Source organism: Cupriavidus sp. 05L411 (assembly GCF_056398045.1).
In genome coordinates this window covers 1-24,104 of the sequence record NZ_JBFTOQ010000068.1, presented here as the reverse complement: position 1 = coordinate 24,104, position 24,104 = coordinate 1, and the positions used below count along the sequence as shown (strand labels likewise).

The following is a 24,104-nucleotide window of genomic DNA, read 5'->3' as shown; positions in this document are numbered from 1 at the left end:
GGCTGAAGGACAAGCGCCGGGCAGGGCAAACGAACAGTCGGACTACCGCGAAGACGGCCGGCTGACAGGACCCAGGTGGGTCAGTTTTACTTCGGCGAATCTTGGGAAAGTGGGTCACTTTTAAATCGGCGTTGACATCTTAACGAAACTCGTTGAGATGCTTACCAAATGAATGCCGAACTGGAAGCCGAACTGATCCGTCGCCTTACTGACTCGATTCCCCGTGAGCTTGTCGTGGCGGTCGATGAGAACTTCCGGGCGGCTGCAAAGCACGCCTATAAGATCACAGCGGATCGTCATGAAGGGCATCGCGCGAGCGCTTTAGGCCAAGAGAGGCATTTCAGTCTGAACGAAGCGCTGGCAAATGCATTGGGTGGTTGCGACATTGCGCATACAGAGATCAAGGGAACGGGCCTTGTTGTAGGCACCGTTGGATCGATTAGCATCAGCCGCTTTACGACCAACCATCCGAAGTGGACCAACAAGGACAAGAGCGCGAGACGCCTGGAGCTTGTGCAAGCAAATCGCTGGCTAGAAGATCTGATCCAGCCTAGTCTTTTGGATTTTGAAGGCGAATCGTCAGAACGACTGGCGATCTTTTTTGTGACTGTGTTTGCTGGCCAAGCAGAGGAGCCCTCCTCGATCAATTTGGTAGTGCCGGATGTCCGGCTGCGTAGCGAGCTTTTCTGCCAGTCTCTGTTCGAGTTTCGTCAACACTATTCAGCCCCTGCCCCGCAAGTGGACGCCGTTAAGGTACACCTTAAGAAGAGCGCCGCGGGCAAAAAGACATCGGATGGACAAACATGAGGCGCAGCGTAACAGGCTTTCGAGGCGAGCGACTTTCACAGGTTTTGGATGCACGACGACTTACCCAGGTTCAGCTTGCATCCATGATCGACGTGTCTCCTGCCACGATCAGCAAATGGCGTAACAACCAACAGAACCCTGATCCGGATAAGCTGGAGCGGCTTGCCATTGTGGTGAACGTAGCACCCGAGTGGTTCTTGAGAAGCAAACCCGAGTTCGCGGTAACAACCCCGCTTTTCAGAAGCAACGCATCGGCCTTGGTGACGGCACGGGCTCTGATGCATGCTCGCCTGGAATGGGCTGAGGAAATTGCAACTACTCTAGAAGAGTATGTCGACTTCCCCTCGGTCGACTTTCCAACATTTGAATTCAAGGATCCAAGTGAGATTTCTGACCAAGATATTGAGCTCGCGGCCATTGCTTGTCGTACCCGCTGGAGGCTGGGATTAGGTCCTATCCCGGATGTTGTGCTTGCCATAGAGAATGCCGGCGGCGTGGTAGTTCGCGAACTCACCGGCGTTGGGCAAATTGAGGGAGTCTCATGCTGGAAGGATGATCGTCCATTCGTGTTGCTATGTGCGGACAAGGCAAATGCCATTAGAGGTCGCTTCGACGCAGCTCACGAGTTAGGGCACATCGTGCTTCACCGGCATATCGTTCCGGCGGCAGCAAAGGCAATGCACAAGGAACTGGAGCGTCAAGCCCATAGATTTGCCGCTGCATTCCTACTTCCGGCGGAGACTTTTGCTGCTGACTGCCCTTTTCCTCCCACATTGGACACGTTGCTTGCTCTCAAGTCGCGATGGAAAGCATCTGTCGCAGCAATGATCATGAGGCTGCACGCGCTAGAACTTATCGATGACAACGAGAAGCTCAATCTATTCAAGCGGCTGTCTGCGCGCTTCGGACGAAAAGCTGAGCCGCGGGACGAGATGTTTCTCCCGGAAGAGCCTCGTTTGCTTCGTAGGGCAATTGAGCTGTTAGTTGACTCGGGGACATTCCGCCGAGATGAGATCCATAGGCTATTTGGGCTTTCCGCCGGTGACATTCACTCCTTGGGTGGGTTGCCGAGTGGCTATCTCACGGCAGCTCCGGCGGTCGTGCTGGATCTACAGTCGGTCCGACTCCGCCGAGCATCATAGACACCACCAGCAGTTCTCATGAGCCCGCTTGTCCAGCGCAGCGGGCTTTTTTTTTGCCCTGCTTCGCCATACTGACACAGTATTCATACCCCGCCCGGGAGGACGAGAACGCCATGGTTCTCATGGTGCCAGTCTCGTCTCGGGAGCAACGAATAGGGATACCGTGACGGCCCGGAAACCCGCATGATTACGACGTGCGCCACCTCGGTAAACTACTGGGATACCCGACGAGACCCTGTCCCTGCCCACCTGTCCGCATGTCTGACCATGTCACGCACTGATATTCGTGTCTGATCGACGCTGACGCGCGCCAACCACCATACCGCGCCAGCTCGCATCCTCCTCAGCGGCGAGCGCGTGTACGGGAAGGGTGCGGGACTAGGGTAAAAACTCGCAATGACTATCGCTTTAGTTTTGGGGGGAACCCCGTCGGGGACATGCGGACGCTAGAAGGCTGCTGGGTTGCGATAACGCTTCCTATGGACAGCTTGAGGACAGATACTCCAGTGGGCTACGCTTCAGGATCACGGATAAGGCCACCGGGCGTTCTGTCAGCGAATCAATGGTTGGTGGGATATGGGACGCGTGCTGCGAGGACGCGCGAGCCTTCCGGATCTATATGCGCATCGGCGGCTGTCGGTAGTTCGCCGGAGCAGGTGGCTGAACGCAAAGGAAAGGCGATCCGGTAGTCGGCATCTACCGAGTTCTCGTCGCCTGCAACCGACATGGAAGGCCTCGAGCGCTGGCTACCACGCATGATGCCGCGCCTGGCGCTCGTCCGTGGCAACGTCTATGTGTTCCCGCAGCGAGCCGCGGCGAAACTGCCCAAGCGCCTGCCAGCCGAGGCGAGCACGTCACCGCGATGCCGGAGTCTGGCCAGATACGCGCATAGCAAAAAGCCCCGGAAATTCGGGGCTTTTTCTCATACGCTAGCCGGCGCCCATGTCTCGACGCCGAACCGCCTGCATGCGGTAAGTATGCCCTTGTCCAGCGTGGCTATCTGCCAGTCATTGACGCGGGCCACCTCGAAATACAGGCTGTCGTACCCCTGCAAATGGAACTCGTGCGCGCGGCGCACCATCGCTTCCATCGGGTAGTACTCGGCGACGATTTCGCTTATGGTGGCCTGGATATAGGCCGCACACTGCGCAACCTTTTCCACGCCCCACCGCGCCGATCTGCCGTGTTTCAGCAGCTTGTGCGAGCACTCCACAAAAAAGATGTTCGGCACCGCCGCCCTGATAGTGCCGTCCGCAATCGCATCATGCACGGACGCGCTATAGCGCAGCATTTCCTCGTTGTCGGACGGCAGGAACCACCCCAGCGCGACGCTAGCATCAATGACAACAGTCGTCATTCCTCACCGTCACGCATGCGTCGCACGGATTCCATTATCCCGACCTCGCCGGAGCGCGCGACGCGCGGACGCGGCAGACCGCGCCGCATCTCCGCGAGCTTCTTGAGGTTCACGGTGCAATGGATATGCACGGCGTCTGCCCCAGCCGGCAGCGTTAGGCTCACCGACCGGGGCTTCTCCGGCATTTCCGGCGCGCCCTTGCGTGCGCGTTCGATAATCTTGGCTGGCAACATAGCTACCCCTCTTGACATGCCGCCATTATACCGCTACTCCCTCCCGCTTGAAGTGGCCTTTGCTGTCACGGACCACCGTGCGGCGCTTGTGCTTGTGTGCCATGGTTTCCCGTCAGTGGTGGTTTTCCAGATACCGGTCTAGCCGGGCGTGCGCAGCGGGCGCCGAATCGGCCGCCGCCCGCGCCGGCGGATGAGCTCGGCGGCGGCCGCATCCTGCGAGTCCGGCGAAAAATCGGTCGGGCCCAGCGCGGTGCGCACGCTGTCCCATGTGCTGGCGATGATCTGGTAAGGGGCCAGGATTGGCCGGTATCCGCCTGGACCGGCTCGGTATAGACTGCCCGAATTCGGAACAGTATGCTTGCGACCTTCGAGACATCGTTTAACGGGTGTCGAGCGCGCTGGCACGATGCGCGGCAGGCGCGACAAGCAGGTGAGGGCCTGCGCAAACGCGCGGCTGGCGGCAGCTTGAGGGGGCCAGACATGACCCCGTCCGGCCTCTTGACGGCGCAGATGCACCCCGGACAATTCCGGACATGACAGACACCCTGAATTCCGATTCGCCGCAGGCAAGCGCGCTTCTCCCCGAAGAGTCTGGCCAGGTGACCGCCTGCCACACTAGCGTCGCCGGTGCCGTGCCCGCCCCTCTGGACGCGGGTCTGCCTGACCAGGGCCGACTTGACACGCCAAGCTCGGGCCTACTGGACCTATCGCGCCAACAGTGCAACCTTCTGCTGCTGCGCCCGCTCTTCGCGCTTGAGCTGAACAAGGGGCGCGTTGGGAGCGAGTCCACTGGTGACGCGGGCCTTTTAGCCAGTGTGGATACGCACTACCTGGTGCTGTCCGTGCTGGACTTCATGATGGAAGGGACCACCATGAACATGGGCTGCACCCAGGACGAGGTGCTGCGTCATCTCGCGGCTGCGGCCCAGGAGATGAAGCCTGGGCTGAGCGCGACGCAGTACGCGCGAGTAGCCGAGGTGGTCATGGACACCCTGGATAACAAGGCCAACGCCTACCGGGAATTCAGTTATGAGTTTTTCAACGCCGCGCAAAAATCGGTCAAAACAGCGCGATTCCGCCTGGTGACCTACGAGCCTGACCTCGAGGACGTCTATCGGTACCGCCCCACCTCCGAAGGCTATCTGGTCTATCTTGGCATGCTGGACCTGTCGCCGGAAGACTCGCAGGTGCTCATGGAAAAGATGCTCGACCTGCTTGTGCAGCGCGGACGCTTTGAGGCCGCACTGGAAATCGCCAAGCGGGCGCGTAAGTTGTCCATCGAATACCGCCAGCTGATTCGGGACCGCCTCACGCAGGCCTACCGCGCCCCAGGCTCGGTCAACTGGACAAAGGAGGTGGCCGAGAAGCTCGGCGCCGCGCGCACCCATGTCCGCGGCCGGCAAAACGAGGACCAGCGCATGGAGGAAGCCGTGCGCGCAGCGCTGGTGTCGGCGGAGGATTTCGAGTCCCGTCAGCACCTGTCGCAACTATTGAAAACCGTACAGAGCGCGGGACTGGTGCGCTCGAACCTGGTCAACGACATTACAGTGGCCCCAGAGAAGTTTCTGGAGTCGCAGCGCGCGGTATTTCGCGCCAGGCGCCCCTCCGGCCTGCCAGACCTGGAAACCCACCTGTTCCCAGGGCTGCTGGGTTTGCCGGCAAACGTCCTCACCGACAACGCGGACCACTGCATCAGCGGCCTTTACCCGCCGGTATGGCCCAAGGTCTACGATTTKAACGCCACGTTCTCACTGCTGCTGGAGCGACGGGCAGAAGACACCCCTCCGGAGGAGGACGACGGCGACATTGCCCCGCATGAGCCTCCTCCTGACCAGTTCTCCAAGGCGCTCATCGCCACTGTCGTGAACTGGCTGACCCAACGTTTTAGCACCGGCAAGAGCTATTACCTGGACGAACTGCTGGGCCAGGCCAAGGAGGACGGCCTCGACACCGCGATGTGTCACTGCATGGCGCTGGTACTCATGCGCTCGTTCGCCCAATCGGAGAGCCTGTTTCCCCATATGCGTTCGGACGCGTCCGGTCGCTTCAGTCTGGATATTGCGCAGGGCACGAACCTGATGTTTATGCCCGCCGGAGAGGAATAGTGACAACACCCCAGCTTACGGTGCGAAATGCCGCAACCCTGATTTACAAGGCGCTGCACACCAACCTGTCGCCTGCCAACGACAACCAGTATCGCGAGTTGTTGGCTCTGTACCGGGCGCAGCCTGAGTTTGCCGCCGACGTCCATGAGGTGGCCCTCGGGCTGGAATTGCTTATCCTAGACGTGAGCGAACGCGGGCTGATTCTCGTGCCGGCCACCCGGGAGAGCCGTTTTGCGGTGCGTATCACGGACATCCGGGCCAGCCTCAAGCCAGAGCAGAAGGCTGGGCTGGTGCTCGCCCACATTGCCATTGCGGCGGTGTTTTTCCCGACCACGGATGGAATGGAAGACGACAACTATATTCCGCCCCCAGCGAGCGTTGCGCAGTTCCGCGACGCCTTGCATGCCCTCGCGCGCCGGCTCAAGGACGCATGCGAGCCGCAGACGGATGTGCCCCAGGAGCTGGCGCCGGGCTGGGAGCTGGTCTGTGCCCTGCCCAGCGCAGTTCCCTCCGGCCAGCGCGCAACGCCCAGCTCGGTGACTGGCCTAATTAGCCTTGCCCTCGGACACATGACCACAGGCGGCCTGGCCCGGCTGGACCGCGACGCCTCCGACGAAACGCTGGCCACCTATACGGCCACGCATCGCCTGCGGGTGCAGCTGCGCGAGCTGACCCTTCGCCGCCTCTTCGAATTGGCACAGACCGGTGCCACCAACGTATCCGCCCACGCCGGCCAGGTGAACTGACATGCAGAAAATCACCCGCATCTATGTTGGCAACTACGGCATCGACATGGCCTGGTATGACGGCATTACCTTTGACCTGACGGCCCCTGACACCGGGGCGCCGACCGACACCATCATCAACCTGGAGAACGGTGGGGGCAAGACCACCCTGCTGAGCTTCATCTTCTCCTGCTTCGAGACAAGCCAGGACCGCTTTCTCAAGCACATCCAGAACAAGAACCATCGCTTCGCCCAGTACTTCGCTGCAGACGGCCTGCCGGGCGTCGTGCTGGTGGAGTGGGAGATGCCCTCGCGCGTGGCCAGCGGCACCCCTTACCGCCTGGTCACCGGGCAGGCCGTGGCTGCGCGCCCCAATGCCGACCATGGAGAGGTGGAGCGCGCCTTCTTCAGTTTCGAGGCGAACGAGGGCTTGCGCTTTGAGTCGGTACCGGCGCCCAAGCTCACCATGGCACCGGCCAACAGTATGGCGGAATTTTCCCGCTGGCTGCATGAGAGCCAGAAGGAGGCGCCAGACTTCTTTCATACCCGCACCCAGCAGGACTGGCAAAAGCATCTGCGCGACGAGCGCCTGATTGACATTGAAATGCTGCAGCTTCAGGTCAATTTCTCCGCCGAGGAGGGTGGCATCGACACCGGGTTCCTGACGTTTCATTCGGAGCCGGAGTTTGTGCGCAAGTTCTTTGACCTGACGCTTGACCCGGAGCGCTCAACCGCCGTTCGCAACGTGGTCGTCAACACGTGCGACAAGCTGCGGCGCAAACCCTTGTTCCGGCGCCGCCTTGAGGAGCTCGAAGCCCTCCAGGACCACCTGACGCAGTTCGATACGCTGGCACAGGCCTATCGGGCTGAACAGGAATCCCAGCGCGGCGCCCTACTGCGCGGCGGCGGCCTGGTTCTCAGCCTGGAGGGGCGACACCGCGAGCGCGTTGCCACAGCTGGCGCCGAGGCTGGGCGCTCGAAGGCGCAAGAGACACAGGCGGCCGCGCACACGGCGGCCGAGAAGGCACTCTCCGCCGAGGAGATCGTTCTTCAGTCACTCCGGCACCATCGCAATGTGCGCGCTGCCGAGGACAAGAAGGGCCAGGCCGACACGGCGCTGACCTGGGCCAAGCAGAAGCTGACGCACTTGCATGCCGCCCGCGCCCGCACGGAAATCACCGCGGCAGAAACCCAAAAGACCGTTCTGGAAAACCAGGCCAATGCGGTTAAGGAAGAGCTTGAGCCCTGGCGCCGGGCCGTCGACAAACATGGCGCGAGGCTGCGTCGTGGGTTGCACAATGAGGAAGAGCGCTTGCGTGCGGAGGCGTCCGCCGCCGAGAAGCAAGAGAGCACCGCGCAGGCCACGCACAAGGCCCTGGGGGCCGAGCTGGGTCACCTGAGCACGAACGAGACCGCAGTGATTGCGGAACAGGCCAAGCTCTCCGCGCAGAACGAAGCCTTCGAGGCAGCAAAGACTCAATTGCTGCGCGATGGGCTGCTGGAGCCGGAGGAGGAGACCACAGCCGCTGTTGGCCGATGGACCGACACCGCGGCCTCACACCGCTCGGAGGAGTCACGCCACCTGGCTGAGGCACAGGCGCTTCGGATCCAGGAACAAAGCTGGCGCAACCAGGCGAAGGCGGAAGGCGAAGCGGCGGCGCGCTTGCGCGCCATGGTGGAGCAGCGCAACCGGTTCTTGGCGGAAGGTCAGGCCGAGCGCGAAGCGTTGTCGCAGCTCTCCGTGATGCGCCTTGCCGTAGACGCGGACACCGCGGACCCGGACTCCCCGGTGCTGGCATCCGCGCTGGACCGCCTAATTCAAAGCAGCGAGCGCGAGCTGACCCAGTCGGACGTGCACCTTGCCGAGTTGCATGCCAGCAAGGCGTCCATTGACGAGACCGGCGTAGCGGGTAGCTCGCGCGACGTCGATGCGGTCATCGCCTGGCTGCGCGCAGCCGGCGTGCAGTCCGCCCGCGCCTACAACACCTACATCGCCCAGGCGATTCCGGACGCGCAGCAAGCCCGCGCGCTGGTGACCAGTCATCCCGCGAGGTTCCTGGGGGTGTGCGTGGCGTCGGCCGAGTTTGCGAAGGTGCGCAGCCTCACCGCGCCACGCCCCGCCTTGACGGCCCCGGTGATGATTTCCGTCACCACGCTGGACCCGGAGAACGCGGAGGACAACCGCGTCGTCATCCCGGCTGCAGACGACGCCGTGTTCAACGTGGAGGCGGCTGCCGCCCTGCTCACGACGCTGGAGGCCCGGCTTGCCGCAGAGCAGGCGCGCCGCAAGACGTTCGCGGACCGCCATCACGAGGCCCTGGCGGGCAAGCAGCGGCTTGCCGCCTATGTGGGGCGCTACGGCGAAGGCAAGCTTTCCGCGGCGGGGGCGGAGGTGACCCGGCTGTCCGCGGAAGCGGCCGCCACCGAGGAACGTGCGCAGCAGGCGGAAACGAAGGCTGCCGCTTGCAGGGACGCTGCCGTCCTGAGCCAGGCAGCAGCGGGTAAGTCCGCCCAGGAAGGCACCGAGGCACAGCGGCATGCCCGCACGCTGCAGCGGTTTGCAGAACAGCACGAAAGTGGCCGTGTCGCACGGGCGGCGCGCCTTGCCGAGATACAACGGGAGCGGGCCGACATCGTCCAGCGGCGGGCAGAAATCGCCCTCGAGCAGGAGCAGCTGGCTGAGGCAGAAAGGACCGCCTATCGCACCCGAGTCGACCTGACTTCGCGGGCCGACGGGCTGGGCGAAGAGCGYGGCACCCTCAAGTATTACGACAAGTCCTACCCGGCTGGGGAGGAGCTGGCCGCCAACCCGCAGCCGCTTGACCTGCTGCGCCGGCTGTACACCGACGCGCTGCAGACCTTCGAGACCCAGGAAAAAGACCGCCTGGGGCTGCTGCACCAACAGCTGGACGGCGCCCGCGAGAAGGTTACCGAGAAGACGCAGGCTTTCACGAACAACTTTCCCGGTGTCACCGCTTCCGATATCGCGCCTTTCCTGAGTTCAAATTTTGATGCCGTGATTCCAGTCACGCAAGCAGAGGTGAACCAGGCGGATTCCGCGGCGCGGGGCGCCGACAGGAACCTCGCGGTCGTCAAGGACCAGTTCAAGGCATTTCACAAGGCCAGCAAGCCCGCCTATGCGCCAGGAGCCGAGATGGAGGCGCTGGACGACGCGGCCCTGTCCGCACGTATCGAGCAGGTTGCCACCCTGAAGATTGAAGCTGACGACTCGGCACGCGCTGCCAAGGGCACATCGGTACGTGCCAAGGAGCTGGCCCGGCAAGCGGAGGCCGAAGCGAAAGAGGCCCAGGGCCTGTCCAGCATGCTGCGTGCGGCGCTCAGCCTGCCTGAGCTCATCGTGGCCGACCCAGTCACGCTGGGTGGTGACATCCCGGCCCAGGCCGAGACGCTCGTCCATGAATTCAACTCGCGCGCCTCTGCCGTCAACGGTGCTCGCACCAAGGCCCACCGGGCATTTGACGCCTTGAAGACCGCCGCTACCCGGTCTGCCTTGCAAGAGGTGGAGCCAGAGATTGCCGCTCAGCTGCAGCACAACGACTTCGATGCTGCGTGCGCCGATAGCCAACGGCTCCTGGGTGGCATCCTTGACCGCATCGGTACAACCCAGTCGAGCCTGGACGGCATGCAGGCTGACTTCGATGCCTGCGTGGGCGAGCTGGTCACGCTCACCAATAGCGCCATCACCCTGCTCAATTCGGCGGTGAACAACAAGAAGGTGCCCGCGGCCGCACCGTATGTGGGAGGCAAGACCATCCTCAAGATGCGCGCGCGGTTGCAGGACATCCCCCAGGATGCCCGGCGCCAATCATTGCAGAACTACCTGGACTCGCTCATCGACACGAATATCGTGCCTGCGAAGGGGCCGGAAATGGTGGCAGACGCCCTGCTGCGCATCCACGGCAAAGCTCTGGGGCTGCAGGTGCTCAAGATGGTGCCCGACGAAGCCCTGCAATATGTGCCGGTGGACAAGATTCAGAACTCAGGCGGCGAAGGGGTGGTGATGGCCATGTTCCTCTATTTGCTCATCAACCAGTTGCGTGCCGAAACGCAGGCCCGGCTCAAGAAAACAGGCGGTGGCCCGCTGATTCTGGACAACCCGTTTGCCAAAGCCACCACACCGACGCTGTGGAAAGCGCAGCGCTTGCTCGCCCAGTCCATGGACGTGCAGCTTATCTTTGCGACGGCGCTGCCTGACTACAACACGATTGGTGAGTTCAGCCGCTTCATTCGCCTGCGCAAGGCCGGGCGGAACAACAAGACGGGGCGTTGGCACTTGCAGGCGGCCGACCTCAAGCTTCACGCGCAGGAAGGGGAGCCGGCATGACCGCAGGTTTTCTGGAAAAGCTGCAGCAAAGCACGCGCAAACGCATTCCCTTGGACGAGGTTCGTCGCCTGTTCTTTGAGGCTAAGCCTGAGATCGCCGCGAACCCGTCGCGCAACGAACTGTTGCTCGACGCACTGCGCGCGCTGCAGGCGTCCAGCGCAGTTCACTTGCCGGCCGCCGGCAGCTGGGAGAAGCTAGGTAATCCGCCCTTACCCAACTGGATTCAGCTGGTCCGCGAGGTCCCTTCAGTGGAGCGAGAGGACTATTCCACTGTGCCTTGGGTGCCGGAGTTTGGTTTCTGGCCAGACCTGAAACCTTCCACGCTGGCGGCGGCGAAGGCCATCAACACCTTTTTACTGAATCGCCGCGGCAGTTTTCGCATGGTGCCCATCAAGGAGCGGTCGCTGGAGATATTCGGCGACGAGAAGCGGCTTGATGCCATGCAGTCAGGCGGCACGCTCTTCGGTAGTCGCCTGCCGCTCTCCGCGATTGGCGCCTTTCAGGTTCCGCTGCCCTTGCCCTATCGCCAGGCGGACGCGCCTGGGCGGCCTGTGCTGATTCTTGAGAACCACAACAGTTTTTGGAGCTTTGGAGAGTGGAATCACGATGCCAGGCGCTATTCTGCAGTCGTTTATGGCGCCGGCGAAGCCTTCCGCAGCAGCGGCGCTGCGCTTGGAGAGGTGCTTCGTGAGGTTGACGGCGTCGGCGCGGAATATCTAGGAGACCTCGACCCCACAGGGATTCGGATTCCCCTTGAGTTCAATGGGGCAGTTGTGCCTGATAATGTCCGCGTTGCGCCGGCGCTCGAGCTTTACCGCTGGCTCCTCCGCAACGGAACCCGCAGGGCGCGCGTGGACGGCCAGATGGCGCTGGAGGGCCTGGGGCAGGCATGGCTCGGCCCCGAGCTTGGCGATGCGCTAACGCTGCTGTGGGCCGAAGGGCACTGGATTCCTCAGGAGGCCCTCGGGTTTGAGGCCCTCTTGAAAACCGGTTCTTTTCTCTAACTCACGGGCGTCGCCGCGCGATTTCGGGTAATCGTCCCTTTCGTGTGAAATCTGGCGGTCACGCCACAAAAGCTATTGCGAATCAAGGAGTTGCATTATCTCTGGTTGCGCGAAAGGCGGGAAGGGGCAGAGCCTTGCTGCAGGCGGCTCTCCGGTCGATCACCGCCACTTTTCGCACGAAAGGGACGATCACCCCGCTCAAGGCGCCTGCAAAATCGCCAACTGTGGATGGTTCGAAAAGTCTTCCTTCGCTGTCTTAAACAAGCTGCCAAAGTTGATATTCCTGCCTCCCCCGCCCTGCTTCAGCGTTCGAAGCGCTGCATGCCAAGCAGCCTGACCTGTGGGATGAAACTGGAGACGGGACAGGTCACCTCCCGCGCGGCTCCACACCTCCTGATCCCTCGGTCCGAATGGGTAAAGCTCGACCAAGACTTCTTCTAACACGGACCAAGAGTCCGCCTCTTGCGCCGTGGCCGTGGTCTCGAGGCTGTACGGCGACTTCTTTCCGCCTTGGCTCAGCGCGACAGCAAAGTTGCCTTCAAGGTTGTCAGCCTTAAAGATTGGGTGCTGGTCGTCTGGGATCAGCTTAGGCACCTCTTCGGAGACGTAGTTAAACAGGTCAAAGACCTTGATGAAGCCGCTGGCGCTCTTGTCGGCAGCTCCGCGCAAACCTGCCAGCAGTACGGTTGTGAAAACGCTGTTCCTAGCGCCCGTGAATACGGCTGACACTTCGTCAGCGCGACACGATGCCATCAGGGCACGCCCGCTTCCGACTGCCAGCTTTGCGAAGGTGTTTTGCGAATAGCCAGACTTGAACTCGTGGCCTTTGCCATCGGTCAATCTCTTCGAAATTGCAGCGCCACCAGCATGACAGGCGTCGATGAAGACCAACACTCGCTTCGCCTTGATCCGCGCAAGAGCCGCGGCTAACTCGGCCGAGGCAATGGATGTGTTTTCAATGTCAGCGAGGTCGCTATCCACGGTTACGAGCACGCTGTCCTCATTACCTGGGCTGCCCACGACGGCACCGTGGCCGGAGAAGAACACGCAGGCCGTGTCATCAGGGGCCGCCCGAGCAGCTAGCTCGTCCAGACCTTTCAACACAGCTGCCCGAGTAGCGTTCGCGTCCAGGAGAGTGACGACGTTGGCGAGGGCATAAGCACAGTACTTCGGCGATGCGAGCGTCGAGGCGACATCGTTGACGTCGTTGAGGATCGCAGCAGGTAGGCTAGAAACTTTCTGATAGTTCGCCACGCCGATAAGAAGGGCGTGGCCTTGCGGGTAGGCAGTTGGGTTCATGTTTCAACGATTGGTATGTAGGAGCATCAACGCCAGCCAACGATGTCCGTGTCCCTGGCATACAGGCGCAGCTTCTCGTTCCAAGGGAAGTCCTGACACATCACTGTAAGGAGCTCCCGCGTAGTCGGACGGCTGCCGTAACGGAGCGAATTCAATGCTGTGTGCCAACGTGTTGCCCCGTTTTGAGACGCTCCTCGCAGGTCGGAATTCTTTCCTCCAGCGCGTGACCAGAGCTCGTCGCAATCGGGACCGCTGGGATAGAGTTCACGAGCCTCTTCCTCAAACGCTCTCCACTTTTCGGCCGCACTTGGTTTTGAGATCCCAAGTGTCCAACGCGTATAAAGGCTAAACAAGCTTGCGCACAGCCGTAGCCCTGGCATTAGATCTGGACGATGGTCGGCAAGCCGGTCCGAAAGATACGTGGCCGCACGCTCCCAACGTCGGGACATTACAAGCGTTCCCAGCTGCTCAGATTCCGCATGAGAAAGAATGCGAACGCCCCTCAAGAGGTTGTTCAACCATTTGATAAACTTGTCTTCGGGGAACGACGGTAGAGCACTGACAATTGCTAGACGCGCATCAACCGCCACCGATGACCTCTCAAGCACGGACTGCAAACTCGAACTCGCCATGATTGCGCGCTCAAGCGGGGCTTCAGGAGGAGTCACCACCGTGGCTTTCGCAGCGAAGTCCAGCCAGCCGGTTGCGGTACCCTGCAGGTAGTGGTCACGATGTGAAGCGGGTAGTAGTGACCACAGCCGCGCCCGCTCCTGGGTGGCGGTCAGGTCAGCCAAGGGTGTCTGTGCCAGTGCCTCGAGTAGGCCGGTGTCGACTGACCGTCCTTCGACGAGTTGAGCTACAACTGTGTCGCGCACACCGAAGGCATTGCTTGGTGCGTTCCACAGGGAAGAGTTTTTGACGATCGCAGCACCCCACACCTCTTGCTCGATGATGTCGTCGCAGCGAATGCCAGATAGGATCTGAGGGTGGGCGGCGGCCGCGTCTGCGCACAATTCAACCAAGCGCGAGTCCTTGTGCGCGAGTGCGCATTCCAATATCTGGGGAGGGCTCGCGTACCGAAGGGCTGACTGCAAACCGCCGCTGTGGTCTGGGTCCTTGTCCACCGTGAGCTGCTGACCGATGGCATCGAGTGGGGGCAGCGTTGAAGCGAGTGCTGCGCCGTACGCAGTCAGCCAGCGCTTCTTCAGCAGCGGCGAAAGTAAAGAGTCCGGAGTGGTAACATTGAGCCTCCTGGGCACTTCGTCCGACAGCCGCTGCTCAATTGCTGCGTCAGCCGGTAGGTTGCCTACGGCTGCGGCGAATGCCGGTCGGCTACGCTCGGCCCATCTCCAGATTGCTTTGAAAAGGGCGGGCTCGACTCGACGAGCGGCAGTCGAAAAGCCGGCTGTCACCGCAGCGCGCCACGGCGCCAACGCGAGATCCTCATCAATCGAGGCCTCGACCATTTCCATTAAGTCGCTGTCGTCCACCGGCGCAAATCCGAGGTTGCTGACGAGGAGCTCAACGGCTGTCCACAGCGACTGCGTGTTGGCAAAGCCAGAGAGCGCCAAATTCCTCATTGGCAGCAATTGCTTGCAGCCTGCTGCTGGAATCAAGGCCGTGAACCGACCGATGAGCGTGTCCTTGATGTTTGCGCCGAGCGTCGGACTATTTGAGAGGCCGTCGGCCAAGCGTATGGCAGCCAGCAAACTATCGAAGCTATCTCCGCCAGAATAGAGGGCGTGCAGCCGTTCAAGCCTGCTCAGTTCCTTGAGCGTATGAACTTCAAGGCCCAAGTCTTCGGCCAGAGCCAGGATTGGCTGCACGTCGCGCTGGCCGCAGAGAACCCCTGCCGATTCAGATTCCGGGCTTTGATCGTCTGGCTTGACTATACGGTGCTTCGTCCAGCGGGCTTGGAGCTGCTCGGGCGTGCATACGAGCGCCGGCGTGGGTTGCTCTACCACGTCGTTCGGGCCGAAGCTCAGCCGAAACGCGAAGGTTCGTCTCAAGGCCGGCCAAAGGTTCCTCCACAGTGAATCGACGAGGAGCTCGAACCCCTCGACGCCCAATCGGACAACTGGAGCTAGTCCTTGGGCCGTCAACGCGTTGGCCGTACCGATCAGGTCAGCGGCAGGCACATGGATGCTGCCTGCAGTGTCAAGCTCTAGCGTCGCCACCGAATTGGGGCATTCTGCGGTCGATGGTGCCAGCAACCTGAACAACGCGGTGAGGCTTCCGACCTCGCACATGTCGTCCAGGCGGATGATTAGCGCGTGAGTCACCACCATGCCGCCGCGGGACGCAGTCGAGTCCAGAAATGTGCGAGCGAGAATGTAGTGGTCTTCGATGGGAAAGCCGCGAACGAACGGCGACCAAGCCTGGACGCCTGGAGGCACTGCATCTGGCAGGTCGAGCTTTGATGCAATGGCAGCGGCTATGTGCGCACTCGGACTCGATACCCTGAGTCCGTGGCCGCGGCCCGGGACCTCGCCATAGACGGCCTGCTCGACTCGCATTCGCTCAGAACCCATTGGCCATCAAGCGTTGGATCGGCAGGGTAATGTCGGGGTTCTTCACGCCGTCGGGTAGCACCACGTAGCCGAACTCTTCGGGGCCGCGGGTTGCGTACTCCGGGTCGGCATCCGTCTTGCTGAGCGCGCGTTCTAGGGCCGAAAGGCCAATAACCGTGGGCGACGTCCAATTGCTGCGTACGAACGACCACAGCATCGGCAGTCGAGACGCCAGAAGGTCAGCCGGAAGCTCCGTCGTTTCAAGTTCATCCCAGCAGCTCAGCAAGATGGTCAAGCGAGGCTTGCGAAGCGGTCGGTCCAAATGGAATTGCGCCAGGTAGAGCAGCATTTGGAGGAGCTCCACTGTTCTTGCTTGGTCTGACGGCTCGTATGCGGCTTCCTCTCCCTGGGGCTCAGCCGCAGCAAATGAGTGCAGCGGGCGCGAGAACAGGTCGTCTTCGGACCGAAGCGAATGCAGTCTGATGAGCAAGACCCAGTCCGTAGCTTCGAGCACGCGCTCATGCCAGGCGGTCGGAATCCGGCGCTGCGTGACAAGGTTGCGGACCTGTTCGCCGCCGTAGTCCGGCCAAACCAGTTCGGCGAAGCGGCCCGCCTCGTCCGTAATGGGCCAGACGCTCTCGACGTAGGTGTTAGCCGGTGTGTGGTCGGTCGCCATTCCCTCAGTCAAGCAACTGAGAGCATTAGTGAACGCCTCCAGGTTCGTTGGAGCGCCGGACATCTTCAGCGCACACGCCTTGACCATGAGCCGCTTCAAAAATTGGGCCCCGTAGTGAGTCTTCCCGACGTTCGACTCGCCGACCAACAAGATGGTGTGTTGAGCTGCCACCAACTACCTCCTACCGAATCGAAAAAGCGGGTCGTGACGAGACGATTCCGTCGTGGGCAAATCCAACCCAGCGCGCTTGGTGCAAAGAATCCAGCCAAATAGCTCGCGAAAACATTCTGCAGCGTCAACCTCGCCGCGGGGGTACACGCTGACTGTGAATTCCGGGACGCTTGATGAGACCGACGCCACCGCCTTTCTGATCTGCGCTTCCATGGCCGGCGCCACGTCTACGTCCCCCTTCGTCCAGACGAGTGCCAGACGCCGTCCGCAGGCCTCGGCCACTGCACGCTGAGCGAGCAGTTGAAAGTCGTTTCGAGCGGACCCCATCTTGGGTCCAGCAAGTGCCTCACGGTCAGCAATCAGCAGCGTGACGTCTGCGTGCCGGGCAATCCAACGAGCCCCTTCCGCGTCGGCTGCCTGCTCATTGGTCGCCCATTTCTGAAACCACTCGCCGGGTGCATCGGCAAAAAGAAGGTCGCGCAGCGACCCATCCTCACGGCGAAAGCCAAGGTGAAGCATGCCGGGTGCTCGAGCCGCTCCACTGGGCGTGTGGGGCGGAAAGCTTGGAGGCTGTCCCGGCTTCCAGCGCAGACAGGTCGCCACCGCCTCCCAACCTGCCAGCGTGTATGAGTTGCTGAAAGAATTGGCGTCAGTAGTCAGTGCACCTCGACCCAGCAGCAGGTAGAACGCGCCCAGGATAGTCGTCTTACCTGCGCTTTCGGGGCCGACGATACCGACAGTGATGGGTTTAACCCTGCCGCTGACGAAGTTGAGGTCAGACTCTCCCATTGCCAAGCCACTCCACGGGAGCAGCATCTGGTCGGAGTCAGACTGGGCGGCAACGCCGCCCGTGCTGACGACACGCTTCCACTCGGGGCACATATCGAGCCGGATGTGGCCCAGCGTGCAGGTGGTGTTGTCGTCAGCGAAACAGTTGAGTTGGGGGCACCTGTCCATGGACGCCTTACTTCTTCTTGGCCCGCTTAGCTGGGCCGTCGCCGGTGGCGCGTGCGGCCTGGAGCTCACGGAATAGGTATGTTCCCCAATCGGATGGGGTCATCGTGGTTAAAGCGTCCACGCCACCGAGTGCGCGCAGAGTCGTCGCTTCGACTGCGTGTGAATCCTGCGGGTGCCCAATCAACGATAGCAGCGGGCCTCGACCATCTGGTGCAGGCGCGTACTGAGCAGCCAGCGCGCGGAAAGGCTGCATGAATGCAGATGTCCTGGCGTCGTGCACAAGGCTAGCCATGTCACGCTTGCCGTTGCCTTGGCCATCTTCTTCAGCTGGAAGGCAGCGGACGGCCTCTCGCAGGAAGGCCGACACGCTCGCAGGTGAATAGGTTGGCACCTGTTCATGCAGGTCGAGCGCCATCAACGCAGAGGCCTCGAACGGCGGCAGGTCAAGGTAGCTCGCATGAGCGCTCGGGGAATACAGCGCTTCCTTCCACCAAAGCAGGTTCGTGCGGCGCTGCAGACCTGCCGTCGCGCCGCTGAAGCTGGCTAACGCCTTGTCAACGTGAACGGTAACCGCCTTCGCCAGCATAGACAGTGGACCCGAGAAGTCGACGGGAGCTGGCGCAAGCTTCTCGGCAATCCCATCCAACGCCTCTGCGATGGCGACGCTCATCTTCCTTGCAAAGTCTTGCCCCCATTCCTGAGGCTGGTTATGGGGATAATACTTATTCTTCGGTTCGGTGGCACTCCACGGCCCCGTGGCAGAATCGATTTTTGCGTGGAACGCATTTCGATCGACTGTGGGCGCCTCATAGTCCGTAGCCACCGGGGCTGGCGGCGTGTACCGCAATGGATCGACCGTAATCATTTCCGGCGTCGCCCACTCTGCCTCGGCGCGTCCATCGACCTTCGTCTCAATTTCGCTAACTGCTTCGCGCCAAATTTCAGCTTCGTCGGACGTTTCGGCGTGGGCCAGGGCATTTCGCGCCGTGTTGACGAAGGCGACGGCAATTGCATCGTCCAAACGAGCCGCCTGTACGATCGCGTCTAGCAGGATGGCCCGCAAGATGCCAACGGGGCGTCCGGTAAAGGCGTTTGCAACAGTCTCCCATTGTATGCGGAGGGCGGCCATTGCCTCATCTACCGTGGGGTCCGTAGCTGAAACGTTGGGGTCGGCCGCCACCATCGTGAAGCTGGCAGTCTTTGAGGGCGTCTTTCGAAGAGTCGCTGACAGTTCTTTGGCCGTGGACCGAAGCTTGCCGAGTTTGATGTCATCGCCTTTGAGGTCGATAGCTCCAATCTCAAGAAACCTCATCAGAAATTCTTGATCCATCCCCTGGCTCCAAACCTTTGTTGTGATGTCGATACTTGAGGCCCCCTTGGTTCGACATTGGGAACCCCACCGCTCCCTTCATGTCATCCGAGGCGAATTTGGCCGTCCAAGTCGGATGTGATCGGTTCCCCCCACATCCTTGCCGTGCACTGTTCGCCTCATCTCAATGAGGTATTTGTAACGAGATGATACCAGCACATCACTAATTTCCGGATCGTCCCTACGGTCGCACAAAGGAAGGAGAGCGGGCGTTGAGCTGCCCGCAAAAAAACTGAGAGATAAATATATATGGATTTAGAGGCACTTTAAACAGTCGGGGAGATGACTGTGGCTGTGCGCGCTTCTTGGGGTGATCGTACCTTTCGTGCGAAAAGTGGCGGTGATCAACCTGAGAGGCGCCTCCAGCAAGGCTCTGCCCCGCCCGCCTTTCGCGCGACCTGTGAGACTGCAACTCCTTGATGCGCAATAGCTTTTGGGACCAGACCGCCAGATTTAACATGGAAGGTACAATCACCCCTAGCCCTGCTGTTCACGGGCGCGACCCACCGTGAATTGTCCGACATGCTGGCGAGCGATCAGGAACTGGCCTGTCGTTTATGCCACAACGGCAAATGGAAATTTCTTCTCGGCGCGCGGCGCCTCGAAGGCCGGGGTCTGGCGGCCACCGCTCAACAGTTTTACCCGTGCTGCCGACGCATGGTGGCACTGCTGCGTCGAGAACGTTGCGTATGATTTGGTCAAATCGATATCGCTCAGCTTTTTCCCCGCCCACTCATTGGCAGAATCTATTAGGGACGAGGTGTAATACCCACCTGCAGATTCACTTTCGCCTGCTGTCTCATCGATCGCGCACGAATTCATCACAACGATTCCGCCGTCACAAAGCGAAATTTCCTTCTCGAAATATCGCCGGCATTCCGCCGGAGTCAATGTCTGACCCCTTGCGGAATCGAATGTCATTGATTCCATTGCAGCCTTGGCGAGACGTTTTTCATCCTCCCGCTTCCGGCAGCAGTCCAGAATCAGAGTGTGCTTCTGGGCGCCAGCTCGCAACTCCAGACTATTCATGGTCTCCCGTGAATTGATATGCAAAATGGTGCTGCCGCGCTGGTTGGAATGATAGCCGTGCCCCGCGAAGAATATCAGGGAATAATCCTTCCGCTTCAAAATCTCGATTTCTGCCCGGATATCGCTCGACGTCGGAGTAATTAGCGTCGTGATTTCACTTTCGTACCACAGCCCTCCCACGGGCGACAGGAAGAACCTCCTCAAATCCTCCAAATCAACCTTCACACCCGGAATTTTTTCATCCGGCGAACCTATAATCAAAGCCTTGCGCGACATCATCTTTAGCTCTCCTTTACGGGATCAGTAATTRAAGCAGAATCCACGATTCTGGTGATGATGGATGGTGCAAATCTTTCGCTAGCACCAGCCAATAACGCCAGAAGAGGAACGATGTACTGGGAGTTGCCATCAATAACCAAACTGGAAAATATAATTCCTGACTTGACGCCCAAATAAACAATCTGCCCCGAAATGAATCCGCCAACAAGACGGCATCCGGACTCAATAAAGTGTAGATACTTTCCCGCATAACTGGCATGCTGCAGGCGACCAGATCGCAGGATTATCGAAAGGCAGGCCCCGGCAATAGCCCAAGAGCCAATATCGATGCTGCGCACAATACCTTCACAAAGCGCCAGATTGCCTCGATTCAAAATCAAGGCAATGGATATCAGGGTCGCAGTTAGCGCCACCGTAAAGCTCAGATACCACTCCCTGGATTTCTCAACCACACGATCCAACCGGAATTCATCTCCCTGCGCCAGAATCTCGGTTGCGCCTTCACAATTATTTTCCAGACAGTTGACAATTGCCTCCCCGACAATTGTCTTGAAGCTCAACACGGAGGCCTCGCTCAGACCGCCGGTCGGCTTATGCTCGGCAATCGAACACTGGCTGAGCGTCTTCTCGACATTCTTCTTGTCCTCTAGCGATCGCGAATCATCGTAGGACTTTGTCGTCTCCCAGTCTATGCCATTGTTTCTGTCAATAAGAACAATATAGTCCGCGGTGATTCTAATGATCCGTTTGCAATTACCTCTGTGCCCACCCCAAATCTCTTCATATTGACCAAATTCGCACTGCGGTTCTTTTTTTCTCTCACCCACATCGTCATTATTCTTGATAGTAGTTTTTATGTGTAACTCGGCACGGATTGTACCCAGATATCGGGGGCACTCCTCCACCGTGTTGATCCGCTGCGCAGGCTAGCGCAATCCCTTGAAGCCGGGGTTATATCGGTTCTGGATCGTATCGGAGTTCTGGCGCAGAAGTTCCGACTTCTTGGCGCGGTATTGCGAGGCCGATGAAACCTTCTGCGAATTCGCCATCAGGTTCGTCAGTTGGAAGTCCGCAGTGTGGCCACCAATCGATTCGATGATGACATCACCGGTCTTGGTAGTGAAGATGGGGATTTCCAACTCGTACAGGATCCCGCGGATTTCCTCGCACGGATGGCTGTACTGGTTGTCGTAATTCGAGGTACAGATGGCCAGTCTGGGCCGCACTTGCTCCAGGAACTTCTTCGTCGTGATATCACTTGGCGCGCCGTGGTGCGGCAGCACCAGTACATCCACCTCGCTGCTAAATATCCTGCAGCTCCGTAGGTAGGAGCCGATGTTTGCATGCTCGACGTCCCCCATGCTGGCGACATTGAAGACACCCCCACGGAACACCTTGACCGTAGAATTGTTGTTCGAATTGTTCTCGTAGATTTGCTTCGGGTGATAAAGGATGTCCTTGTACCCGAGATGCTTGCTCTTTTCCAACGATGATATATAGGACGGCGTGATCTGCACGGCCGTCACCTTGCCGCCAGCGGAAGCGGCAGTACGGTAGGCGGTAATCAGCTTCAGGCTTCGCTCAGCACTATCGGTGTGAGGCGCATAGCCTGGATACTCGACTCGTTGTGGCTTCAGATTGGTCAGTATCCATTCCAGGTCGCCTGGATTACAGTGATCTACATCCCAGCTAGTGATATGCAGCGTGTCGATAGTCTTCTTGCCGCAGATCGCAAGTTCGTGCACCAGTGTCTTGTTGCTATAGGCCTCGGTGCGGCGCGCCTCGATCAACGTGAAGTGACCTTCCGCCCAATACGAGTAGGACGAACCGGCCTCGCCAATCTGATACGCACGAAAGCGCGTCTTAACGGCTTTCACTCCCGTGCTAGCACGGAGCTTGTCAACCCACGGATTTACACTCATCTTGATCCAGAAATCACATCAGACAACCGACGCCTGGGAAAACGCCATGCCATTCCAGGCGGCCGTCTCATATCCATGCTGCGCAATCAAATCGAAAACCTCTGCAGAAACGACTTTGAGATTGGTCGGCCAGCTCGCGGCACGTTCGACCTCCCGTCGGGAAAGCCAAGCGCCATCGCTTTGCGCTCCAGACACCGCAGCGAATTGAGCCAATTTCTCCTGCGGCACGCTTCCGATCTGGTAATACCGACCGATCGACTTGTCCTTGAGGATGGCGTTCACAAAAGGCCGCACGCGTAGCGCGCGGGCCTGGTCCATCGAGATCTCCAGGATCCTGGAGAGCCTTTGCAGTCGCCATTGGGCGGGCAACGCCTTGCGTTCGAAGGCAGCGCCGGCATCGGAAACGATCAGATGGTCCACACCTTTGAGGCTCTGATCGCCGATGTCAAAGAAGGGCTCCATGCCGAGATTGTCGTAGACTCCCCCGTCAATAATATGAAGCGTCCGGTAGGCGCTGACCCCTCCCAGCTCGTCGCTAGCCGCACCCCCCCAAGACGGTCTTTTGAACCACGTCATGCCTGCGGCATCTATGCGCAGCGGTCCGATTAGCAGCGGGTACGCCGCAGAAGCGGCCATCGCCTGGGCAACGGTAAAATTCTTGGCGGCAGCGTAGCCCAATTCGTAGTCGCCGCATCGCTCCTCCTTGAAGCGGAAGCGACGACCCGTCTCCGCGGTGGTGCCATTGATCGACCAGGCAGGCGACGGGTCAAGCTGGTCCAGCGTGATGTCAATGCCCCAGGCGCGATCGATGGCCATCGCCAACACGTTGGCCCGCGAAAACAGAAAGCGCCAATTGTCAGGCCGGTATAGCAATAGCGAGCGAGCCTTCCGTTCCAGGCAAACGGTCGTCAGCAACTCCCGTAGCTTCGGCAAGACGGCGTGCAAGTACGTGTGAGAATCAGGCCAGCGCCAACCGTTCAGCCGTAGGACCAGGCCTGTTATCAGCGTGCCTCCGGATACGGAAGAGATAGCCGAAACCTGCTCCAATTGCTGCTTCTGCGCTAGCCATCGCAGGACGCCAGCATGGAAGACCATAGCCCGCAGCCCGCCACCGGATAGCGCCAGACTTATACGTTCTGCCATTCATGTCCTTTGCGAATCACATAAATGTGCATCAGGGAATATCAGCTACTTACCCGATCAATCCAGCCCGCTGTTTTTGCCTCGCTTCCGAAACGGAACGGCCTGCGTTGCAGACCGTGCAGCTAGCCGCTGCGGATAGCAAGAAAGCGCCGAGATCTGGGAGAACCGAATATTTGCGCATACTGCAAAGGCACCTGTGCACCCTCCGTTGGTGGGGCGCAGGCAAAAGCATTACACGCCGACTTTTTCCTTCGGGATTATCGCTGAATTTACCCGAGAGCTGTGTCATTTCGTTAGTTGCCGCTGCAATTCGGCGGCGTAGTGTTTGGCGGGTAAAGCCGGCATGTCGATCCTCGATTACGAGGCGCCGGTTTGCAGCGGATAGCCCCGGAAACTCCATTTGAACGGGCGAGCTACCTGATTGTGCGCGCGGACAAACTGGTCGGTGCGCTCGCGCACGCGTGCTTCGGACGCTTTCAGATAATCCAACTTCCTATCGGACGCGGAAATGTTCCAAGGTCTGCCCGGCGTTGACCGCCCGCTGCAGCCAGTCCGGCATGGCGCCGCGGCCGTCCCAGCCCTGCCCGTGCGCGTTGCGGTAACGCACCGCCCCAGGCAGCGTCGCCGGTGGCGGCTCGGCAAAGCAACCGGCGGCCTGCAGGTCGGCCAGGCTCAGCCCATGCTGGGCCATCTGGATGCGGATCCAGGTAATCGCTTCGGCGCGCTCGATTTCGATCGACTTCATTCTAGGTGCACAGATTTGAGGAAGCTGCGGGGCAGGATCCTGCGTTGTCGTCTCAAAGACCGTTAGGCCTCAACAGTGTCCCGGCGGATCGCTGGTGTAAAGCAACCCGCTCGCTTGCGGATTGTGAATCACGTGGTCACCCCGCCGCTCAAACATTAATCAGACCCGAGGAGCCCGCCGGGGATCTGGTCCTCGCGCGGCTTGTCCACAGGTTTATCCCGTGGCGCGGTGGACAAATCCAACTGCCGCCCACGCCCCTCATGCCGGCCCCGCCGCCGGCCCCGCC

18 protein-coding genes are annotated in these 24,104 nt (G+C 60.1%); 6 read left to right on the top strand and 12 right to left on the bottom strand.

Features of this window, described 5'->3' with window-relative positions; genetic code table 11:
- Window positions 1–168: 168 nt before the first annotated feature.
- Together AC1DQR_RS37580 and AC1DQR_RS37575 are read left to right on the top strand one after the other, a co-directional pair.
- The gene (locus AC1DQR_RS37580; RefSeq protein WP_400101364.1) at window positions 169–807 is read left to right on the top strand and encodes a hypothetical protein; all 639 of its coding nucleotides are present in this window, start codon (window positions 169–171) and stop codon (window positions 805–807) included.
- Window positions 804–1,949: an XRE family transcriptional regulator gene (locus AC1DQR_RS37575; RefSeq protein ID WP_477134888.1), complete on the top strand. Its 1,146-nt coding sequence runs from the start codon at window positions 804–806 to the stop codon at window positions 1,947–1,949. The genes AC1DQR_RS37580 and AC1DQR_RS37575 overlap by 4 nt, the downstream gene beginning before the upstream one ends.
- 922 nt (window positions 1,950–2,871) lie before the next feature.
- On the opposite strand, the gene AC1DQR_RS37570 is transcribed toward AC1DQR_RS37575, so the two are convergent.
- A complete protein-coding gene (locus AC1DQR_RS37570) occupies window positions 2,872–3,306 on the bottom strand; it encodes a type II toxin-antitoxin system VapC family toxin (protein ID WP_400101361.1) in 435 nt (144 codons plus the stop codon).
- Entirely contained in the window at window positions 3,303–3,539 is a 237-nt protein-coding gene (locus AC1DQR_RS37565; protein WP_400101359.1) for a hypothetical protein, read from the bottom strand. The genes AC1DQR_RS37570 and AC1DQR_RS37565 overlap by 4 nt, the downstream gene beginning before the upstream one ends.
- A gap of 533 nt (window positions 3,540–4,072) precedes the next feature.
- On the opposite strand from AC1DQR_RS37565, the gene AC1DQR_RS37560 reads away from it, so the two are divergent.
- The 4 genes from AC1DQR_RS37560 (at window position 4,073) to AC1DQR_RS37545 (ending at window position 11,718) form a co-directional block, all read left to right on the top strand.
- Window positions 4,073–5,644 (top strand): hypothetical protein, encoded by a 1,572-nt coding sequence (locus AC1DQR_RS37560; protein ID WP_477134887.1) that lies wholly within the window; start codon window positions 4,073–4,075, stop codon window positions 5,642–5,644.
- Window positions 5,644–6,390 carry a hypothetical protein gene (locus tag AC1DQR_RS37555; RefSeq protein WP_400101355.1) on the top strand — a complete coding sequence of 249 codons (747 nt, stop codon included), beginning with the start codon at window positions 5,644–5,646 and terminating at the stop codon, window positions 6,388–6,390. Before AC1DQR_RS37560 ends, AC1DQR_RS37555 begins: the two co-directional genes overlap by 1 nt.
- A gap of 283 nt (window positions 6,391–6,673) precedes the next feature.
- Window positions 6,674–10,714 carry a coiled-coil domain-containing protein gene (locus tag AC1DQR_RS37550; RefSeq protein ID WP_477134886.1) on the top strand — a complete coding sequence of 1,347 codons (4,041 nt, stop codon included), beginning with the start codon at window positions 6,674–6,676 and terminating at the stop codon, window positions 10,712–10,714.
- Window positions 10,711–11,718 carry a Wadjet anti-phage system protein JetD domain-containing protein gene (locus AC1DQR_RS37545; protein WP_477134885.1) on the top strand — a complete coding sequence of 336 codons (1,008 nt, stop codon included), beginning with the start codon at window positions 10,711–10,713 and terminating at the stop codon, window positions 11,716–11,718. The genes AC1DQR_RS37550 and AC1DQR_RS37545 overlap by 4 nt, the downstream gene beginning before the upstream one ends.
- A 198-nt stretch (window positions 11,719–11,916) precedes the next feature.
- On the opposite strand, the gene AC1DQR_RS37540 is transcribed toward AC1DQR_RS37545, so the two are convergent.
- The 10 genes from AC1DQR_RS37540 to AC1DQR_RS37495 form a co-directional block, all read right to left on the bottom strand.
- A complete protein-coding gene (locus AC1DQR_RS37540; protein WP_477134884.1) occupies window positions 11,917–13,017 on the bottom strand; it encodes a caspase family protein in 1,101 nt (366 codons plus the stop codon).
- 26 nt (window positions 13,018–13,043) lie between these two features.
- Window positions 13,044–15,533, bottom strand: a complete 2,490-nt coding sequence (locus tag AC1DQR_RS37535) for a GAP1-N1 domain-containing protein (protein WP_477134883.1) — start codon at window positions 15,531–15,533, stop codon at window positions 13,044–13,046.
- A 4-nt stretch (window positions 15,534–15,537) separates the two neighbouring features.
- Window positions 15,538–16,374: a TRAFAC clade GTPase domain-containing protein gene (locus AC1DQR_RS37530; protein WP_477134882.1), complete on the bottom strand. Its 837-nt coding sequence runs from the start codon at window positions 16,372–16,374 to the stop codon at window positions 15,538–15,540.
- Between the two features lie 3 nt (window positions 16,375–16,377).
- The gene (locus AC1DQR_RS37525; protein ID WP_477134881.1) at window positions 16,378–17,163 is read right to left on the bottom strand and encodes a TRAFAC clade GTPase domain-containing protein; all 786 of its coding nucleotides are present in this window, start codon (window positions 17,161–17,163) and stop codon (window positions 16,378–16,380) included.
- A gap of 175 nt (window positions 17,164–17,338) precedes the next feature.
- A complete protein-coding gene (locus AC1DQR_RS37520) occupies window positions 17,339–18,661 on the bottom strand; it encodes a GTPase-associated system all-helical protein GASH (protein ID WP_477134880.1) in 1,323 nt (440 codons plus the stop codon).
- Between the two features lie 594 nt (window positions 18,662–19,255).
- Window positions 19,256–20,008, bottom strand: a complete 753-nt coding sequence (locus tag AC1DQR_RS37515) for a caspase family protein (RefSeq protein WP_477134879.1) — start codon at window positions 20,006–20,008, stop codon at window positions 19,256–19,258.
- 2 nt (window positions 20,009–20,010) lie between these two features.
- Entirely contained in the window at window positions 20,011–20,835 is an 825-nt protein-coding gene (locus tag AC1DQR_RS37510) for a hypothetical protein (RefSeq protein ID WP_477134878.1), read from the bottom strand.
- A 99-nt stretch (window positions 20,836–20,934) separates the two neighbouring features.
- Window positions 20,935–21,885 (bottom strand): ComEC/Rec2 family competence protein, encoded by a 951-nt coding sequence (locus AC1DQR_RS37505; protein WP_477134877.1) that lies wholly within the window; start codon window positions 21,883–21,885, stop codon window positions 20,935–20,937.
- A gap of 63 nt (window positions 21,886–21,948) precedes the next feature.
- Entirely contained in the window at window positions 21,949–23,073 is a 1,125-nt protein-coding gene (locus AC1DQR_RS37500) for a patatin-like phospholipase family protein (RefSeq protein ID WP_477134876.1), read from the bottom strand.
- A gap of 493 nt (window positions 23,074–23,566) precedes the next feature.
- On the bottom strand, window positions 23,567–23,818 hold the full coding sequence (locus tag AC1DQR_RS37495; protein WP_477134875.1) for an H-NS histone family protein: 252 nt from the start codon (window positions 23,816–23,818) through the stop codon (window positions 23,567–23,569).
- Window positions 23,819–24,104 lie beyond the last annotated feature (286 nt).

Coding starts and splice junctions, on each gene's coding strand:
- AC1DQR_RS37580 (WP_400101364.1), top strand. CDS start 169: ATGAATGCCGAACTGGAAGCCGAACTGATCCGTCGCCTTACTGACTCG.
- AC1DQR_RS37575 (WP_477134888.1), top strand. CDS start 804: ATGAGGCGCAGCGTAACAGGCTTTCGAGGCGAGCGACTTTCACAGGTT.
- AC1DQR_RS37570 (WP_400101361.1), bottom strand. CDS start 3,306: ATGACGACTGTTGTCATTGATGCTAGCGTCGCGCTGGGGTGGTTCCTG.
- AC1DQR_RS37565 (WP_400101359.1), bottom strand. CDS start 3,539: ATGTTGCCAGCCAAGATTATCGAACGCGCACGCAAGGGCGCGCCGGAA.
- AC1DQR_RS37545 (WP_477134885.1), top strand. CDS start 10,711: ATGACCGCAGGTTTTCTGGAAAAGCTGCAGCAAAGCACGCGCAAACGC.
- AC1DQR_RS37540 (WP_477134884.1), bottom strand. CDS start 13,017: ATGAACCCAACTGCCTACCCGCAAGGCCACGCCCTTCTTATCGGCGTG.
- AC1DQR_RS37535 (WP_477134883.1), bottom strand. CDS start 15,533: ATGCGAGTCGAGCAGGCCGTCTATGGCGAGGTCCCGGGCCGCGGCCAC.
- AC1DQR_RS37525 (WP_477134881.1), bottom strand. CDS start 17,163: ATGGGAGAGTCTGACCTCAACTTCGTCAGCGGCAGGGTTAAACCCATC.
- AC1DQR_RS37520 (WP_477134880.1), bottom strand. CDS start 18,661: ATGGATCAAGAATTTCTGATGAGGTTTCTTGAGATTGGAGCTATCGAC.
- AC1DQR_RS37515 (WP_477134879.1), bottom strand. CDS start 20,008: ATGATGTCGCGCAAGGCTTTGATTATAGGTTCGCCGGATGAAAAAATT.
- AC1DQR_RS37500 (WP_477134876.1), bottom strand. CDS start 23,073: ATGGCAGAACGTATAAGTCTGGCGCTATCCGGTGGCGGGCTGCGGGCT.
- AC1DQR_RS37495 (WP_477134875.1), bottom strand. CDS start 23,818: ATGAAGTCGATCGAAATCGAGCGCGCCGAAGCGATTACCTGGATCCGC.